The organism is Paenibacillus whitsoniae (assembly GCF_003955665.1).
GTDB classification, from domain to species: Bacteria; Bacillota; Bacilli; order Paenibacillales; family NBRC-103111; genus Paenibacillus_E; species Paenibacillus_E whitsoniae.
Genome location: NZ_RXHU01000082.1, coordinates 20,713 through 38,616, shown reverse-complemented (window position 1 = coordinate 38,616; position 17,904 = coordinate 20,713). Strand labels below are relative to the sequence as shown.

Below are 17,904 nucleotides of genomic sequence, written 5' to 3'. Positions count from 1 at the left end.
CGCACCTCTACGGTTAGGAGCTTGCTCCCCCGGCCATCTCCGTTTATTTCCGCAAGCCCGCCATGCTTTTCATCAGGCTTCGCACCGTTTCGGGCCGCTCCTTCGCAAGATTGCGCAGTTCCTGAGGATCCTCCTGCAGATCGTACAACTCCATCGCATCGTTATGGTTCTCAATATATTTGTATCTACCGTCAAAAATCATGCGCGTGTTGGTGAGCTCGCTAAGCTGATACGGCTTGTGCGGTGGGGGATTATCCTGCAATTGCGGCACGAGCGAGACGCCGTCAAGCCTGCTTTGGGCATACTGGATGCCGCACAGCTCCATAATCGTCGGGTACAGGTCGACCATCTCCGCGAGTGCCGGGCTTGTTCCCGTTGTCGTTTTCCGGGGATCTGCGATGATGAGTGGAACGCGCAGCGCGCCCTCATACATCGTATTTTTCTGGAATAGACCGTGATCTCCCATCATTTCGCCATGATCTGCGCAAAAAATAATGACCGTATTGTCCGCCAACCCCTTGCGAGCCAACGTATCTAACATGCGCCCCACCCAATCGTCGATTAATTGAATGGCCGCAGCGTACTGCCGCTTGACCTGCGTCAGGTGAGCTTCCGTCATATCGGCGGTTTGCTTTTTGGATTTTTTCTTGACCCATTCCGGCTTGCCGGAGTGATCATCGCGAATCGAATCCGGGAACGTACGGTCCGCGAACGCTTCCGCGTATTCGGCGGGTGCATCCCACGGGTCGTGAGGCCCAACGAAGCTGACAAATAAATGCCACGGGGCATCGTCTGGCGCCTGTTCGATAAATTCGCAGGATTTTCGGCCGATATAGCTGTCGTGGAAGTGCTCCGCAGGCAGCGGAGACGGCGTTGCGTTATAGTAGTTCCAGCCATCGAAGCGCTGACGGTAATCCTCGACGAAAGCGTCCAGTTGTCCATGCTCTCGCAGATAATGTTGATAAGGCCCGGCGATATGCGCATCGTCCCCGGTATCCAGATCGAAGTTCATGAGATGATTCCGACGAAACGCCGCGTTCATTTTGCCTTCGGTTTCATGTGGGTGCGTAAATCCAAGATGGTACATAATCGGCAAGTCGCCGTTCAGGCCGTAGAAGTGATCGCCTTTGTGCAAGTCGCTCTTGCCGACAATCCCTACCCGGTAGCCGGCCTGTCGCAAGGCTTGATAATAGGTGGGCTGCTCCACCGGGTAGTTGACGAAGTTCTCTAGATTGCCGATGCGATGGGGATACAATCCCGCAGCAATCGAGCTGCGGCTCGGGCCGCAAACGGGGCTGTTGCAGCTCGCCTGCACAAAGCGGACGCCGCCCCCGGCAATGCGGTCAATATGAGGGGTATGCACATAAGATGTGCCGGCGCAGCTCATCCAATCGGAGCGATATTGATCAACCATGATCATTAGAATATTCGGCCCATTCACAAGCAACTCTCCCTTCAAGCTGAGGTATTCCTATCTACTATAAACGGCTTCTTTTGAGCGGTGCGATAACCGATTCTCCGATTTCCTTGCATATTTTCCGAGGAGCTGGACCTAGTGAAATCGCCGGTAGAGTGTAAGAAATAATGCAAAGAAATCGGAAAATGCGTTAACGACGAAAACAGGGGCGGCGAAGTATAGTAAGGTCATCCCGAAGAAATGCCAGATTAACGTATGAAAAAGGGGGCAGAACCGTGTGGGAAAACAACCGCATATCATACTTTTCAATCCGGACCAATGGCGCGGCGACGTGCTGGGGCACATGGGCAATCGAGCGGCGGTAACGCCGAATCTGGATGCGATGGTGAACGAGGACGCCGTATCCTTTCGCAATGCCTTTTGTCAAAATCCGGTATGTACGCCGAGCCGCTGCTCATTCATGTCGGGCTGGTATCCGCACGTCAGAGGACACCGTACGATGTATCATATGATGAAGCCGGACGAACCCGTCTTGCTCAAAACCTTGAAGGACGCGGGCTACTACGTCTGGTGGGGCGGCAAGAACGATCTCATTCCGCCCAGCACCGGGTTCGAGCCGTACTGTGATGTGAAGTACGTGCCGAAACAAGCTCCGCGGCCGATGTTCGGCGGCGCCTTTGAAGGGACAGGGGACAATTGGCGGGGTGCACCGGACAGCGATGCCTATTATTCCTTCTTTGTAGGAGAGCTGGACACGGGGGGCGAATCCCACTATTACGATTCAGATTGGGCGAATATTCAAGGAGCGATCGAGCTGATTCAGAATCCGCCGACAGACAAGCCGCTGTGCATTTATCTGCCCATTCTTTATCCACATCCGCCTTATGCAGTGGAACGCACATGGTATGATCGCATCGACAAGTCGCAGCTGCCGGAGCGGATCGATACGAAGGCGCTGTCCGGCAGCAAGCCGTCCATCCTGGCGGGATTGCGCGAATTGTACCGCATGGAGAGCTGGTCCGAGGAGCGCTGGACGGAGCTGAGAACGACTTATTACGCGATGTGCGCAAGGGTAGATTATCAGTTCGGGCTACTTATGGAAGCGCTTAAACAAGCAGGCAATTACGACGATACCGCGGTTTTTTTCTTCTCGGATCACGGGGATTTTACCGGCGATTACGGGCTTGTGGAAAAAAATCAGAACACCTTCGAGGATTGCCTGACACGCGTGCCTTTCATTGTAAAGCCGCCCGCGGCGGAAGCGGCGAAGCCAAGAGTCAGCGACGCGCTGGTCGAATTGGTCGACCTGACGGCGACGGTGCAGCAGTATGCGGGCCTTACGCCGAACTATACGCACTTTGGCAAGTCGCTGGCGAGCCTGGTTGCCGGTGAGACGGAGACGCACCGCGACGCGGTGTTCTGCGAGGGCGGAAGGCTGCACGGTGAAACGCATTGCAACGAGTCGGCTCCGGCGAATGAGGACCCTTCCATGCTGTACTGGCCGCGCGGCGAGATGCAGCGCAGCGAAGGACCCGAGCATACGAAGGCGACGATGGTGCGAACACACCGCTACAAATATGTACGCCGCTTCTACGAGCAGGATGAGCTTTACGATCTGGCGCACGATCCGGGCGAAACGACGAATCGGATCGAGGATATCGCGCTAGCTTCCGTCCGTGATGAGCTTAGAGAGCGGATGCTCACCTTTTATATGGAGACGTGCGATGCGGTTCCACATGTTAGAGATGCGAGAGAAAAGAAATAATAATACGCAATCGGGAGGCTGAAGGGCATGAAAAAATGGATGTTGCTTTCACTGAGTACGGCGGTAATGGCTTCTACTTTGGCGGGCTGCTCCGGCGCCGCAACAACAGGCAAGGAAGGAACCGGCAAGGGGAAAGCCTCTGCGGACGATTTGAGCGAGAAGATCACGATTAATCTGATGACCCGCAGTTATGCGGGCGGCGGCTGGGCGCCGAATAATCCGATGATTGAGGAAATCAACAAGCGACTGAATATCGATCTCAAGATTGAGTGGGTGCCATCCGCAAGCTATCAGGAGAAGCTGAATGTTCTTGCCGCGTCAAACAATTTCCCGGATGTCTTCTACGCGCCGAATGCGGAATTCGTCAAATGGCAGGCGAAAAATGTGTTCATGGATGTAAAGCCGGAGCTGAGCAAATATCCGAACTTGACCAAATACATCCCGGAAGAATCGTTGAAGCTGTTCAATCCGAAAGGCAAGTATTACGGTCTTCCGTTCTACTACCAGGAAGTAAGGGACTCGCTCGCGATTCGCAAAGACTGGCTCGATAAGCTGGGACTTCAAATGCCGCAGACGATTGACGAGTTCTATAACGTGGCGAAGGCGTTTGCAACCCAGGACCCGGATGGCAACGGCAAGAACGATACCGTCGGCTTCTCGGTGGAAATCAGCCCTAACGGCAAATTCGGCTTCGGCGGCACAGGGAATTTCTTGACAGCCAGCTTCGGTCTTGCGAATTACTGGAAGCTGGATGACAGCGGCAAGCTGACCCCGATTCAGACGCAGGCCAAGGAGTTAAAAGATTATATCGGTTTCTTGCGAAAAGCTTATGCGGAAGGCGTGCTTGATAAAGATACGCCGATTCTGAAATCGCGCGACTCGCTGAACAAGCTCGAGGCAGGCAAGTCCGGTATTGCTCCTGTGAATCCGCAGCAATTGTTTGTAGAAACGATGCCTCCACTTCTGAAAACGGATGCGAAGGCTGAACTCGTCCAGCTGATGCCGCCGAAAGGACCGGCGGGCAGCGGCGGCATTCCTGTGCTGACGGCCGGAGATAATATCGTCATTAACTCGAAAATCGACGCCAAAAAGCAGCAGCGTATTCTGAAGCTGCTCGATTACATGGTGTCCGACGAAGGGTATGATTTTGTCAAGCATGGCATTGAGGGTGTCCACTACAAGAAAATCAGCGATACGCAGTATGAGCAACTGGATGCCTCAGTGAAGGATCGCCAGTTTTTGCTCCTGGGCTGGTTCTTCAAACGCTTTGATCCGATGTTCCTGATCTACAAATGGACGGATCCGAAGCAAGTGGCGGTCATTAAGTCCTATTTTGACAACAACGAGAAGGTACGTGTGAAAGATGCTGGAGCAGGCCTTGTATCGGATACAGCGACCAAACTCGGCACGAATATCGACAAAAAGTGGATGGATACGATGGTGAAGGTCATTGCGAGTCAAGAGCCGATGGAAGCAATCGACAAAGCGATTGCCGACTGGAAGGCTGGCGGTGGCGATCAGATTATTCAGGAAATGAATGAAGCGTACCTCAAGACGAAATAAATCATGAACCGTGTGCCGGGAAAGCCGATTCTATCACCAAGCTTTCCCGGAGTCGGGCTATAGGGAGGGCATGATCTTGCAATCAACTGTTGCACGAACCGAGAATATCCGCAGCAAGACAGGGAGCCGCAGCCGTTGGTATGAGTGGAAGCGGGGCTTGCCGGTCTACCTCATGCTCCTGCCGGGGCTTCTGTTCTTCATTGTGTTCAAATATGTGCCAATGGGCGGCATTGCGATTGCGTTTCAGGAATACGATCCGTTCGAAGGCTTTCTGGGCAGCCCTTGGGTTGGTTTGCAGCATTTCGAGGCGCTCTTTCGTGATCCTGATTTTTGGATGTTATTTCGCAACACCTTGCTCATTAGCGGCATCAATCTGTTTTTCTTCTTTCCAGTTCCGATTATTCTGGCGGTTCTCTTGAATGAGGTGCGCGTCAGCTGGTTCAAAAAAGGTGCGCAAACGCTCCTCTATGTGCCGCATTTTCTGAGCTGGGTCGTCATTGTCAGCTTGACGGCGCTGCTGTTCTCGACGCAGGACGGGGGCATTAACAATCTGCTGTCAACCTGGGGCTATGAGCGGATTGAATTGATGACCAATCCCCACTATTTCCGTTGGCTTTATTTGTTTCAGGTGATCTGGAAGGAAGCGGGCTGGAGCGCCATTATTTTTCTTGCTGCACTGGCATCGGTCGATCCTACGCTGTACGAAGCGGCGCGGGTGGACGGCGCGAGCCGGCTGCGCCAAATTTGGCATATTAACCTGCCGGCCTTGCGCTCTACGATTATCATTCTGTTTATTTTAAGACTTGGACATGTGATGGATACGGGCTTCGAGCACATTCTGCTGCTCCAGAACGCCTTGAATCTGCAGGTGTCCGAGGTGTTCGATACGTATGTATACCGTGTGGGGATTACCCAAGCGGAGTTCAGCTATACGACGGCGGTCGGTTTATTTAAGTCCATTATCGGTCTGTTTCTTGTTTATTTGGCCAATCAGGCGTCCCGCAAAATCGGGGAGGAAGGAGTGTACTGACATGAAATCTACGGCTGCTATGCGCAAGCTGTCCTTCTTCGATATTGTCATCTATGGGGTCATCGCCGTCATTCTGCTGGCGGTACTGCTGCCTTGCCTGTACGTGCTGTTCAGCTCATTCTCGACCAAACAGGAAATGCTCTCCAGAGGCGTCTTTCTGTTTCCGAAGACGTGGACGCTGAATGCTTACGGCTATTTGTTCAGCAATCATAATTTTCTAACCTCGTATTGGAATGCCATCATCATTACGGTTGGCGGCACCGCCTTGAGTATATCGGCGACTACGCTGATGGCTTATGCGCTTTCCCGGACGTGGCTCAAGGGCAGGAAGACGCTGAATCTCATGGTGCTGATTACGATGCTGTTCAGCGGCGGCATTATTCCGACCTATTTACTAACCAGCAATCTAGGCTTATTGAACAGCTATTGGTCGCTCTTCCTGAACAATCTGATCCTGCCGTTTAATCTGATCGTGATGCGCAGCTTCTTTCAGAACACGCCCAAGGAGCTGGAGGAGGCGGCACGCATCGACGGCTGCGGGGAATGGAAGCTGTTCTTGCGTGTGATGCTGCCGCTGTCCATGACCTCCATTGCGACATTTACGGTGTTCTATGCGGTATTTTATTGGAACTCCTACTTTCAGGCCATTCTGTTTATCAGCGATTCGCAGCTGATGCCCCTGCAAGTATTTCTGCGGCAGATCGTGCTGGAGTCCGGCAATTCGTTGGAGTCGGTTGCCAATGGTTACGAATTCGGACCGCCGGTCAAGATGGCCGTTGTCGCTATGGCGTCGCTTCCGATGATTGTCATGTACCCGTTCTTTCAGAAATACTTCGACAAGGGGATGCTGGTCGGCTCTGTGAAGGGGTAGTCATCCTGCCGGAGGTCTGTTAGGAAGCGAAATGGCGCATGATATAATCATCGTATGAGCGCTGCGAGCCCACACAGGCTGCGGCGCTCATGGCAGGATTTCATGACTAAATTTCGGAGGTTCTTCCTATGTATCAGATTATGGTGGTGGAAGACGAGCAGTGGATTCGCAGCGCCGTTGTGAAAATGGTTGAGCAGCAGGAAGGCGCATACGAGGTGGTGGCGGAGGCCGGCAACGGCACAGAAGCGCTGGAGATGATCCATCAGGTATGGCCGGCGATTGTGATTACGGATATCCGCATGCCGGTGCAAGACGGCTTGTGGCTTGTCAAGGAAATCGCAGAACGGCAACTGCCCGTCATCACGATCATTGTAACCGGTCATAATGAATTCGAGTATGCGCGACAGGCGCTGCGTTACCAGGTCAACGACTTTCTGCTGAAGCCTGTTCTGGAGGAGGAGCTCGTTGCTGCGCTGGAGAAGGCAAAGGCGCGGATCCCGCAGTTTCATCATTTACGCCAATACTTTTTGATGATTCAGCAATTATTCGATAAACTTACGGATTTTGAGACCTCAGAGCTATTCAAGGAGCAAGCTCGAATCACATCCAGCATCCTCTTGGCAGAAGATTTGCAGGAAAGTGAAAAGAGCCTGCTACTTCGAACATTCTCGAGTAAATACAACGAACTCATTCAGAACACGCAGCCTGGCTTCAAGCGATTGGGGTTGTCTCCGGGGCTGCGGCCGGAAGAGATTGAGGCGCATTTTCTGCAACTATCAGAGGCTTGGCTGCATAGCTATCACGCCATGAACAATGTGGAAATGCGGCAGATTGTACGGAAGGTGTGCGACTATCTACAAAGTCACTATCGGGAGGAGCTTTCCGTTTCCGACATTACGCAGCGCTTTCATATCAGCGTGTCGCAGTTCAGCTTGCTGTTCAAGAAATATACCGGGCAATCGTTCATTAACTATTTGAATGCTCTTCGCATCCAGCACGCCAAGCAATTGCTCGTCGACGGCGAGCGCAAAGTGTATGAAGTCGCCGAGCTTGTCGGCTTTCAATCGCTGCCTCATTTTAACCGAGTGTTTAAGCAGTTGACAGGGCAATCTCCCAATGAATATCGGAAAAGGTTAAGCGTGTAGCGAATGAACCGATACCTGCAGCGGTTTCATAAACGGTTCTCGATCAAAACCAAACTGACCCTCGCGTTCCTGCTCGTCGGTCTGCTAACGATTCTGGTCATGGGCTTGTTATCCTATTCCTATTACAGCAGCGGCATCAAGCGGGATTTCCATCGCATCTCGGAGGAAGCGACGCTTCGTCTGAACCATCATATCGATTTCTATATTTATCAACTGACCAAGTCGACCCAGTCTGTCATGAAAGACGAGCTTGTGCAGATGTGGTTGAAGGAAGAGAAGGAAGCTCCGTTGGAGGAGAAGCTGGAAGTTCAGAAGGTGCTGAGAAAGTATGTCGCCTTGAATTATCCGGAAATCGTCGGCATGTTCCTCATGGCATCCGATCAACGTACGTTGGCGATGACCAATCTGACGCTGCGCTCGGAAGAAGGGCTGTTGGAGGAGCCTTGGGCCCGGGACGGCATCCCGGAGAAGGCCCAGGTTCTCGAGACACATGCGGTCAAATACGTAAATGAGGATGTAAGGGTGCTTTCGCTTGAAATGCCGATCTACAGCGTCGACAATATGGATCTCTTGGGCAAGCTGGTGATCGATTTCTATCTGGATGAAATCCAGCATACGTTTGAGAAGTCCAGCCTTGCGCCGCATGGCCAGTTTTTCATCATATCCGACGGAGATCGAATCGTGTATTACCCCAACTATCCATGGCTGGGACTGCCGCGTGAGCAAACACCGCTTCACCAACTGAATTTGACGAATACCGAGAACGCCTCCATTCAGATGTGGGACGGACGGAAGACGCTAGTCGCTACGACACGTTCCGATACGACGGGATGGACGTTCGTGTCCATCGTGCCGCTGGAGGAGATGGCGTCGGCTTACAAGCATACGCCGAATGCCATGGTGCTTGCGTTTGTGATTATCGCGGCGTGCATCATCCTCGTCGTGCCGTTCATCTCCGGCGCGTTCGTCAAGCCGATTCTGCATCTCCGGCAGGTGATGGGCAGCGTGGAGCGCGGCGACTTGAGCGTGCGTGCGTCCTTTCAGTCGGGGCATGATGAATTTCAGTATTTGAACCGGAGCTTCAATATGATGGTGGAGCAGGTGCAGCAGCTTCTGGACACCGTCAGCTCCATGAAGCTGCGGGAGGTCAGCCTGCAATTAAGAGAGAAGGAAGCGCTTGTGAAGGCGCTGCAGACGCAGATTAATCCGCATTTTCTCTATAACTCACTCGATATTATTAAAAGCATGGCCTATCTCGAGGATATGCCTGAGATGGTAAAGCTGGCGCGGAGCCTGGCGGACTTCTATCGCTACACGGCGCAGGATATGAACAACATCGTGCGTCTGGAAGATGAATTGACACAGCTTCGGAGATATTTGTCGATCATCCATATCCGGTTTCCCGGAACATTTCGCAGCCAGATCAGCGTCAACGAGAAATTTATGAACTGCCGCATTCCCAAGCTCATCATACAGCCGCTTGTCGAGAATGCGGTCAAGTATGCGATTGAAGCGAAAGAAGGTAGGGGAAGCATCATTATTAATGCCTTCGACGATCAGGCCGATCTGGTGATCGAGGTGGCGGATAACGGCCCGGGCATTCGCCAAGAGCGCTTGGCGCAGATTCAGACGATGCTGAGGCAGCTGACAGAGAACGCCCTGAACGAGTTCGGCAAGCAGCCGAATCTTGGCATCGCCAATGTGCATGCGCGCATTGTGCTGCAATACGGCAGCGCTTACGGACTGTCGCTGGACTCGTTTGAAGGCCGGGGCACGGTCGCGTCGATCCGGCTTCCCCTGAATGATCAACTCCATGAACAAGAAGGCGAGGGTTTGCCATGAAAGCAATTATGCTCATGTTCGATACGTTAAACCGACATATGCTGCCACCTTACGGCTGCGATTGGGTCCATGCCCCGAATTTCAAGCGCTTGGCGGAACGGACGGTAACGTTCGATCGCGCGTATGTGGCCAGTATGCCTTGCATGCCGGCCCGACGCGAACTCCAAACAGGACGTTATAATTTTCTGCACCGCAGTTGGGGGCCGATGGAGCCTTTCGACGATTCCATGCCGGAGATTCTCAAATCGAATGGCGTGTATACCCATCTCGTCACCGATCATCAGCATTATTGGGAGGATGGCGGGGGGACGTACCATACCCGGTACAGCTCTTTTGAGTTGATTCGGGGACAGGAAGGCGATCCATGGAAGGGGCATGTGGCCGATCCCGATATGCCCGACATGATTGCGATGAAAGCCATGTATCCCTTGATCCGCCAGGACTGGGTCAACCGGGGATATATTCGGGAGGAGCATGATTTTCCGCAAGCGCTTACGGTAAGCAAAGGACTGGAATTTATCCGGCATAACCGGGAGGAGGATCGGTGGTTCGTGCAGATTGAAACGTTCGATCCGCACGAGCCGTTCTACGCGCCGCAGGCTTATCGGGACGTGTATCCTCACGATTATCGGGGCAAGCATTTTGACTGGCCGCCGTATGGGCCTGTGCAAGAAACGAGGGAAGAAGTCGACCACGTCCGTTACGAATACGCAGCGCTGCTCAGCATGTGCGATCACTACTTGGGCAAGGTGCTGGATACGATGGATGAGCTCGATCTCTGGAAAGATACACTGCTGATCGTCAACACCGATCACGGCTATTTATTGGGCGAGCATGACTGGTGGGCGAAGACGATTATGCCGTTCTACAATGAGATCGCGCACATGCCGATGTTCATCTGGGACCCGCGCAGCGGCGTCAGCAATGAACGCAGGCAGAGCCTTGTGCAGACGATCGATCTGGCCCCGACCCTGCTCCGCTATTTCGGGCTGGACATTCCGCCCGACATGCAGGGCAAGGATCTGGCCGCTACGATTGCTAGCGACCGGGAGGTACGAGAGGCTGCGCTGTTCGGGCTCCACGGGGCGCATGTCAACGTGACGGATGGCCGTTATGTATATATGCGTGCCCCGGTTTCGAAGGACAACAAGCCGCTGTACAATTACACGCTGATGCCGACGCACATGCGCAGCCGGTTCTCGGTGAGGGAATTGCAGAATATTGAGCTGCGGGCGCCGTTCACGTTTACGAAGGGTGTGCAGACCATGAAAATTCCTTCTGCAGGTTCCGGCTCCGCGCACAGCTACGGCACGCTGCTGTTCGACGTGCAGGAAGATCCGTTGCAGCAGCGGCCGATGGATGACCCTGAGATTGAATCACGGATGATAGGACACATGAAGCGGCTGATGAAGGACAGTGAGGCGCCCGAGGAGCAATATGTCCGTCTGGGCTTGATATAAAGGAGGGAGCGTACAATGAATATTGAGCAACTGATCACGCAGTTGACCGTGGAGGAGAAAATCAGTCTGCTCGCCGGAGCAAGCTTCTGGACGACGCAAGCGAATGAACGGCTGAGCATCCCGTCGGTTACACTGACGGACGGACCTCATGGCGTACGGCTTTCCACCGGAACGAATCCGGGCGAAATGCTCATGCAGACGAAGCCGGCAACCGCGTTTCCTATCGAGGCGGCTATGGCGGCCACGTGGAACGAGGCGCTGATTGAGGAGATGGGCGCTGTGATGGCAGAGGAATGCCAGCACTACGGTGTCAGCATCCTGCTCGGACCGGGGATGAACGGCAAACGCTCCCCCCTTGGCGGGCGCAACTTTGAGTATTTCTCGGAGGACCCGTACTTGACGGGTCGCATGGGCGTCGCCTTTGTCAAAGGCGTTCAAGGCGGAGGCGTGGGTGCATCGATCAAGCATTTTGTCGCCAATGAGCAGGAAACCAATCGGATGGTTGTTAGCGCTGAAGTCGACGAGCGTACGCTGCGGGAGCTATATATGCTGCCGTTCGAGATGGTCGTTCGCGAAGCGAACCCATGGACGGTCATGTGCGCCTATAATCAGGTGAACGGCACGCATATGGGCAATCATCACTCCTATTTAAACGGTGTGCTCAAGCAGGAGTGGGGCTTCGACGGGCTGGTGATGTCGGACTGGGGCGCCGTTGTCGATAAAGTGGCTTCGCTGCAATCCGGGCTGGATCTGGAGATGCCGGGGCCAAGTGCGCGCACAGAGGAGGCGCTGGAGGCATACCGTCAACAGCAGATCACAGATGAACAGCTCAATGATCACGTGCGGCGCATGCTGCGTACGGTGGAGAAGATCGTAACGCACAAGCGGGAAGTGCCCGCCATCGACGTCGAGCGGCACCATGCTGTGGCGCGGAGAGTCGCGGAAGAAGCGATCGTCCTGCTAAAAAACGAAGATGCGTTGCTCCCACTTTCTCCACATGCGAAAGTCGCCGTGCTGGGGGCATTTGCTAAGGAGCCACGTTTCCAGGGGGGCGGCAGCTCTCATATGAACCCGGCTCTGCTGGACTCCCCGTATGAGGAAATCGCCAAATTCGCCGATGCTGTATATAGCGCCGGGTATGACCAAACAGGCAGCGCCGAGCTGTTGGAGGAAGCGTGCATGCTGGCTGCGGGGCAGGATGCCGTCATTGTGTTCGCGGGAACGACCGAAGCGATTGAGAGTGAAGGCTACGACCGTGCCGACCTTCACATTCCCGCCAGTCATCTGAAGTTGATTGAGGCGGTCGCGCACGTCAATCCCAACGTGATTGTCGTTGTGAACAGCGGCTCCGCCACAGCGATTGGCGCCTATGCCGCCAAGGTGAAAGGAATCGTACAGGCGTGGCTGCCCGGGCAAGCGGGCGGCTCGGCCATTGCGAACGTGCTGTTCGGCAGCGTGACGCCGTCCGGCAAGCTGAGCGAGACGTTCCCGCTGCGGCTGGAGCATAACCCGTCGTACTTGTCATTCCCGGGCAATGTCCGCCAGGTGCACTATACCGAGGGCATCTTCACGGGCTACCGGCACTATGACACGAGGAAGCTGGATGTACTGTATCCGTTTGGCCACGGCCTATCCTATACGACGTTTGAATACGCCAATCTGCGTCTTTCCAGCGACGGCCTCACGAACGGAGAAGTACTGCGAATCGCTGTCGACATCACCAATACCGGGAAGTATGCTGGCCAAGAAGTCGTACAGGTGTACGTCCGCGACGTTCAGGCCGAGGTGGCTAGACCGGATAAAGAATTAAAAGGCTTCGCCAAGGTTGCGCTTCTCCCGGGTGAAACCCGTACGGTTGAGGTGCAGCTGGATGAGCGGGCGTTCGCTTATTACGCCGAACGCTTGGGCAGATTTGCCGTAGAAGCCGGGGCGTTCGATATTTTGGTCGGCGCTTCCTCGCGGGACATTCGTCTTAGCGCGACAATTCAATTTGCGTCGGAGGAAGAGGTCAGAGAGCCGTTGACGCTCTCTCATGCGCTCCGGGCTTGGCTGCGGGATGAACGCTATGCCGGGCAGGTTGGGCAGGTCATGCAGTACTTGCGGATGGATGAGAAGAATCCCATGTATGCGATTTTTCTGGGCATGCCGATTCGAACCATTATTGGCTTCCTTTCCTCGTTCGGCTATTCGCAGGAGGTTGTGGGGCAGATCGAAGCGATGTTCGGCCAATCTGCGCTATCCTCGCCGGAATTGCGGGGGTAGGCGGAAGATATTAAACCCATAAGCAAGTCAAAAACCAAGGAGCTGGGCGAAGTCTGTTTGCCTTTCGCTTCTTGGTTTTTTTATACCTGCTGAGGCTTTCTTCACCAGGGGCAAGAGAGCCAGCAAGCAGGGGATAGCCCTGGTCTAGCCCTAGTTAGCAAGGCAATCTGCCGGATGAAAGTGCCAGAAAGGGTCTAGCTAAGAGTGCCTAGCCCCTCTTAGTGAGCCGAAAACGGCGCGTTTGGCGTAATTAGAAGGGTCTGGTCCTAGTTAGCAAGGCGATCTGACGATTAAAGCGCCAGAAATGTGCTTGCTAAGAGTGCCTAGCCCCCCTTAGTGAGCCGAAAACGGCGTGTTTGGCGTAAATAGAAGGGTCTAGCCCTAGTTAGCAAGGCGATCTGGCGATTGAATCGCCAGAAAGGGTCTAGGTAAGAGTGCCTAACCCCTCTTAGTGCGCCGAAAACGGTGTGCCAAGTGCGGAAAGCTGGGTCTAGCCCCAATGCGGATAACCAGCCTCTAGAAAAACATACGCCATTCCTGCATCACCCCAGCGTCAGCGCCTGAATCGGAAAAGCTGCAGCCTCCGCCCAATCCTTTTCACTGACGTACGTATCCGTATCGTCGAAAAGCCTCACAACGCGCCGCTCAGACTCAAAGCGCGGCCACCCCGCTGCCTCTGGCGATTCTCCCAGTTCACCGGTATGGATAAAACGAATCCAGGCGCGGTGCACCGCGTGGGCCAGAGGCGCTCGCTCGGCAGGGAACCCGCGATGCCAGACGTATGGCTGCTCGCTGCCATGCCCGGCGTCCTGCGGCGCAGCGGCGCCGAAGCGGTACAGCCAGACCGGCCCGCCGGCCTGGCTGTACGCCTCCGCGGTCCGCAGCGCCGCGGATCGATAGAAGGCGTCGGTCAGCACCGACTGCCACACGTCCATGTCAGGAGCGGATTCGCCGCAGCGGCGACCGCTCCTTTGTTCGTAGGCGGCTTGGACCGCCGCCGCTCCCTGGCCGAAGAGGGTGCGCAGCACCTCTTCGGTTGGCGGGTTCAGCACGGCTTCGCCAGCGATGAACCCGTAAGCTTCATGGCTGGCCGTGCCGATGAGCAGCGGCCGGAGCGAGGCGCCTTGACGCGCCAGCGCCTCCAAAGGTGACTCGGTCACGACATGACCGTCGATGACAGGGCCAAAGAAGTGGAGCCCGCGCACATCGCGCATCCATACCTGCTGGGCCGCCATCAAGGTCGCGGCTGGCAGCTCCAGCAGGCGATCGGCTGTCGCTGCGGTGAGCCCCAGCGCGCGCAGGAACTGCTCGGTGAGCTGCGCCGAGGTCGCTTGATCGCGGATGGATTGCACCGCGCCGCTCATGGCAATCGCTCGGTGAAACAAGCCATCCGCCAGCGGGGACACGAGCAGCCCTCCGATGCTTTTGGCGCCGGCGGAGTGCCCCATGACGGTGACGCGTGAAGGATCGCCGCCGAAGGCAGCGATGTTGGCCTGCACCCAACGCAGTGCGGCGATGAGGTCGAGCAGTCCGGTATTGCCGGATGACGCGTAGTCAGCGCCCAGCACAGCGGACAGATCGAGAAAGCCGAGCGCACCGAGCCGATAGTTGACAGTCACGACGACGATATCGCCGTTCGCGGCGAACGTCTGTCCGTTGAGAGCGGGGGCAGAGCCTGAGCCCGATGTGAAGCCGCCGCCATGGATACAGAACAGCACGGGCCGTCCCGGGACGGAGGTGCCGGGGGTCCAAATATTCAGCATCAAGCAGTCTTCCGACTGCTGTGGGTTGAAGTCGAGCGTCGTGGGCTGCGGGGCTGCGGGGCCATACAGACTGGCGTCGTGAACGCCGTCCCAGGAAGTTGGCGGCAGCGGCGGACGAAATCTTCGACTGGCGCCGACCGGTGGCGCTGCATAAGGAATTCCGCGGAAGGCAAGGATGTGGTCTTCCCGGACGCCGCGGACAGGTCCGCAGCTTGTAGTGACGACAGGGCAATCGTCCCGTTGCGTAAACGGCATGGTACGTTTCCTCCGAATCTTGTGATAAGATGGTGGCAAGTAAAAGGCAGTACGAATTAGAGCAGCAGCAGGCAGGCACCGATCATCGGGATAGCAATCATGCCGGTTTTGAGAACGGATGCCGGCATGCTTCTGGTGAACTGGGCGCCGATATAGGAGCCCGTCATGGAACCGACGAGTACGGTGAGCAGCAGCTTGTAGTCCAGGCTCCCTGCTGTATAGTAGCCTGCTGCGCCGGCTGCGGCGATCGGCAGGATGACGAGCATGGACGTGCCCGCGGCCGTGCGCATGTTCAGGCCGACTAGCAGCATCAGGCCCAGCTGGATAAAAGGCGTCGAACCGATCCCGAAGGCGCCGGTCAGAAAGCCGACGAGCAGACCGAGGCCAATGGCGGACAATCTGCTCCGCAGCGCGGAGGGAGCGGGCCGATCGGCGGGATGCTTCGCGGCATAGGACATGCGCAGCCACAGGGCGAGGCCCGAGACAATCAGCATGCCGGACGTGCACCATTTCATCGCGCCTGCCGGAATGGCAAAAGCGACGCCGGACCCGAGCCACGACGAGCAGGCGCCGGTTACGCCGACGAGAATGCCGCTGAGGACGTCGGTGTTTTTTTGCTTGAGCTGGCCGATGAAGCCGGTCAGCGAGGTAAACAGCATCGCCGCGATGGCGGTGCCCATGGCGAGGTGAATCGGGTAGCCGAAGCCGACGGTGAGCACGGCGATCATAAAGCCGGAGCCGCCCGCGCCGACAAAGCCGAGCAGCAGGCCGACCAGCAGCATCACGAGCATAATGGCGAGTACAGTAGTCATAAGAGCCTCCTGATTGTGGTAAGGAACAGGATCGATCGTCTGTTGCTTTTGATTGTAGAATTGAGCGGAGCCGATGTCTAATGCGAAAAGGCAATCGAAGCTATGCACAAAAAACATGGAGGGTTGCAGCATGGAATGGCAGCAGTTGGAGCATTTCAAGGCGCTTGCCGAGGTGCAGCATTTTACCCGCGCGGCGGAAAAGCTTTCCCTGTCGCAGCCTGCGCTGAGCCGCTCGATTGCGAAGCTGGAGGCGGAGCTTGGGGTGCTTTTGCTGGAGCGGGATGAGCGAACGGTGCGGCTTAGTCGTTATGGGGAGCAGTTTGCGAAGCGGGTCGACCGCATTTTAGGAGAGATGGAGGCAGGCAAAACGGAGCTGCTCGAAGCGCTCGATCCCGACAGCGGGACCGTGGTTATTTCTTTTCTCAAATCGCTCGGCATTTCGGCGGTTCCGGCGCTGCTGAGCGAATTTCTCGCGCTGCGGCCGCGGGTTCGGTTTCAACTGTATCAGGACTCCACGCGGGATATGCTGGATCGGCTGGAGCTGCGCGAGGTTGACTTTGCAATTTCCGCGATGACAGAGGCGCGAAGCGGGGTGGCGTGGGCGGATTTGTGGCAGGAGCAGATGTATGCCTACGTGCCGCAGCATTCGCCGTTGGCGTCGCAGGCGGCCGTCTCGTTGCAGGAGCTGGCGGAGCATCCGTTTATCGCGCTCAAAAAAGGCTACAGCCTCCGCACCATCACGGACAACTTGTTTGGCCGCTTGGGGCTGGAACCTCGCATCACGTTCGAGGGGGAAGAAGTGATGACGGCGGTCGGCCTGATCGCCGCGGGACTTGGCGTCGCCATTTTGCCGGATGTTCCGATCTGGTGCCCGGACAAGGTCATCCGGCTGACCATAACGGACCCCGACTGCCGCCGGACGATCGGACTCGCCTGGAAAACGGAGAGGCGCTTGTCTCCCGCGGCCGAAGGCTTTCGGGCTTTTCTGCTGGGCATGAGGAATGCCAACACAGCAGAGAGCTCGGTCTCGAGACCGAGAAAAATTCTACCTGCAGATGGATGAGCGGGACGTGGGTCTTATTTTACAATATGAAGTGCAAGCTAGAGGTAACACGTATATCTGAAAGGAGTTCAGTATGAACAGCCAAACGCTCATCGGCTATGCGATCATGGCCGTCGTTATTATTCTTGTCTTCTGGCTGCGGAGCCGCCGCAGTGATCGCCCTATCCGCAATAAAGGGTTCAATATGTTGATTCCGGTCGTGATTCTTTTAGTCGTATTCGGTTTTAGCATCTCCTCTTTGATGCATATTCCCAACCAGCCGTTCCATGCGCCTGCGCTGTGGGAGGATCTGTGCGCAGTCGTGCTAGGCGCAGTCTTGGGCAGCATTATGCTGTACCACACAGGCTACGAGAAGCGGGAAGACGGCGAAGTGTATGGGAAGCCGAATAAAAATTTCAAATATGTCCTGATCGCCATCATCGTCATTCGGGTTGTGCTGTCGCAGTATTTGAAATCGTTGAATTACACGGAATTTACGACATTAACAATGGTAATGGCATATGTTTACATTTGTGTATGGCGCATCGGCAGCTTTGTGAAATATCGGAAAGAACTCGCGAAAAACTTGAGTCAAGTATAGGGAAGCTCTTCCCTTCCTCCCATCCATCCCCTTTGGGGTCGTGGATAGGGAGGTTTTTTGCTTTCCGGCTCAAAAA

At 55.4% G+C, this 17,904-nt stretch carries 13 protein-coding genes; 10 read left to right on the top strand and 3 right to left on the bottom strand.

The window, feature by feature from the left end:
• Positions 1-43: 43 nt before the first annotated feature.
• Positions 44-1,441, bottom strand: a complete 1,398-nt coding sequence (locus EJQ19_RS24675) for a sulfatase family protein (protein ID WP_126143905.1) — start codon at positions 1,439-1,441, stop codon at positions 44-46.
• A gap of 253 nt (positions 1,442-1,694) precedes the next feature.
• On the opposite strand from EJQ19_RS24675, the gene EJQ19_RS24670 reads away from it, so the two are divergent.
• The 8 genes from EJQ19_RS24670 (at position 1,695) to EJQ19_RS24635 (ending at position 13,355) form a co-directional block, all read left to right on the top strand.
• Positions 1,695-3,182, top strand: a complete 1,488-nt coding sequence (locus EJQ19_RS24670; RefSeq protein WP_126143904.1) for a sulfatase family protein — start codon at positions 1,695-1,697, stop codon at positions 3,180-3,182.
• Between the two features lie 27 nt (positions 3,183-3,209).
• Positions 3,210-4,745: an extracellular solute-binding protein gene (locus tag EJQ19_RS24665; protein WP_126143903.1), complete on the top strand. Its 1,536-nt coding sequence runs from the start codon at positions 3,210-3,212 to the stop codon at positions 4,743-4,745.
• A 70-nt stretch (positions 4,746-4,815) separates the two neighbouring features.
• The gene (locus tag EJQ19_RS24660) at positions 4,816-5,775 is read left to right on the top strand and encodes an ABC transporter permease (protein WP_126143902.1); all 960 of its coding nucleotides are present in this window, start codon (positions 4,816-4,818) and stop codon (positions 5,773-5,775) included.
• 1 nt (position 5,776) lies between these two features.
• On the top strand, positions 5,777-6,646 hold the full coding sequence (locus tag EJQ19_RS24655; RefSeq protein WP_126143901.1) for a carbohydrate ABC transporter permease: 870 nt from the start codon (positions 5,777-5,779) through the stop codon (positions 6,644-6,646).
• A gap of 128 nt (positions 6,647-6,774) precedes the next feature.
• Entirely contained in the window at positions 6,775-7,791 is a 1,017-nt protein-coding gene (locus EJQ19_RS24650) for a response regulator (RefSeq protein ID WP_126143900.1), read from the top strand.
• 3 nt (positions 7,792-7,794) lie between these two features.
• A complete protein-coding gene (locus tag EJQ19_RS24645) occupies positions 7,795-9,633 on the top strand; it encodes a cache domain-containing sensor histidine kinase (protein ID WP_126143899.1) in 1,839 nt (612 codons plus the stop codon).
• Positions 9,630-11,093, top strand: a complete 1,464-nt coding sequence (locus tag EJQ19_RS24640; RefSeq protein WP_126143898.1) for a sulfatase — start codon at positions 9,630-9,632, stop codon at positions 11,091-11,093. Before EJQ19_RS24645 ends, EJQ19_RS24640 begins: the two co-directional genes overlap by 4 nt.
• 15 nt (positions 11,094-11,108) lie before the next feature.
• A complete protein-coding gene (locus tag EJQ19_RS24635) occupies positions 11,109-13,355 on the top strand; it encodes a glycoside hydrolase family 3 C-terminal domain-containing protein (protein WP_126143897.1) in 2,247 nt (748 codons plus the stop codon).
• Between the two features lie 542 nt (positions 13,356-13,897).
• On the opposite strand, the gene EJQ19_RS24630 is transcribed toward EJQ19_RS24635, so the two are convergent.
• A complete protein-coding gene (locus tag EJQ19_RS24630) occupies positions 13,898-15,373 on the bottom strand; it encodes a carboxylesterase/lipase family protein (RefSeq protein ID WP_126143896.1) in 1,476 nt (491 codons plus the stop codon).
• A gap of 56 nt (positions 15,374-15,429) precedes the next feature.
• Positions 15,430-16,185: a sulfite exporter TauE/SafE family protein gene (locus tag EJQ19_RS24625; RefSeq protein WP_126143895.1), complete on the bottom strand. Its 756-nt coding sequence runs from the start codon at positions 16,183-16,185 to the stop codon at positions 15,430-15,432.
• Positions 16,186-16,315: 130 nt separating this feature from the next.
• Here EJQ19_RS24625 and EJQ19_RS24620 point away from each other — a divergent pair, with 130 nt between their 5' ends.
• Complete coding sequence (locus EJQ19_RS24620) at positions 16,316-17,248, top strand: LysR family transcriptional regulator (protein WP_126143894.1); 933 nt, start codon at positions 16,316-16,318, stop codon at positions 17,246-17,248.
• 73 nt (positions 17,249-17,321) lie between these two features.
• Complete coding sequence (locus EJQ19_RS24615) at positions 17,322-17,828, top strand: CcdC protein domain-containing protein (protein ID WP_241243072.1); 507 nt, start codon at positions 17,322-17,324, stop codon at positions 17,826-17,828.
• Positions 17,829-17,904: the final 76 nt, after the last annotated feature.

Coding starts and splice junctions, on each gene's coding strand:
- EJQ19_RS24665 (WP_126143903.1), top strand. CDS start 3,210: ATGAAAAAATGGATGTTGCTTTCACTGAGTACGGCGGTAATGGCTTCT.
- EJQ19_RS24660 (WP_126143902.1), top strand. CDS start 4,816: ATGATCTTGCAATCAACTGTTGCACGAACCGAGAATATCCGCAGCAAG.
- EJQ19_RS24655 (WP_126143901.1), top strand. CDS start 5,777: ATGAAATCTACGGCTGCTATGCGCAAGCTGTCCTTCTTCGATATTGTC.
- EJQ19_RS24650 (WP_126143900.1), top strand. CDS start 6,775: ATGTATCAGATTATGGTGGTGGAAGACGAGCAGTGGATTCGCAGCGCC.
- EJQ19_RS24645 (WP_126143899.1), top strand. CDS start 7,795: ATGAACCGATACCTGCAGCGGTTTCATAAACGGTTCTCGATCAAAACC.
- EJQ19_RS24640 (WP_126143898.1), top strand. CDS start 9,630: ATGAAAGCAATTATGCTCATGTTCGATACGTTAAACCGACATATGCTG.
- EJQ19_RS24635 (WP_126143897.1), top strand. CDS start 11,109: ATGAATATTGAGCAACTGATCACGCAGTTGACCGTGGAGGAGAAAATC.
- EJQ19_RS24630 (WP_126143896.1), bottom strand. CDS start 15,373: ATGCCGTTTACGCAACGGGACGATTGCCCTGTCGTCACTACAAGCTGC.
- EJQ19_RS24625 (WP_126143895.1), bottom strand. CDS start 16,185: ATGACTACTGTACTCGCCATTATGCTCGTGATGCTGCTGGTCGGCCTG.
- EJQ19_RS24620 (WP_126143894.1), top strand. CDS start 16,316: ATGGAATGGCAGCAGTTGGAGCATTTCAAGGCGCTTGCCGAGGTGCAG.
- EJQ19_RS24615 (WP_241243072.1), top strand. CDS start 17,322: ATGAACAGCCAAACGCTCATCGGCTATGCGATCATGGCCGTCGTTATT.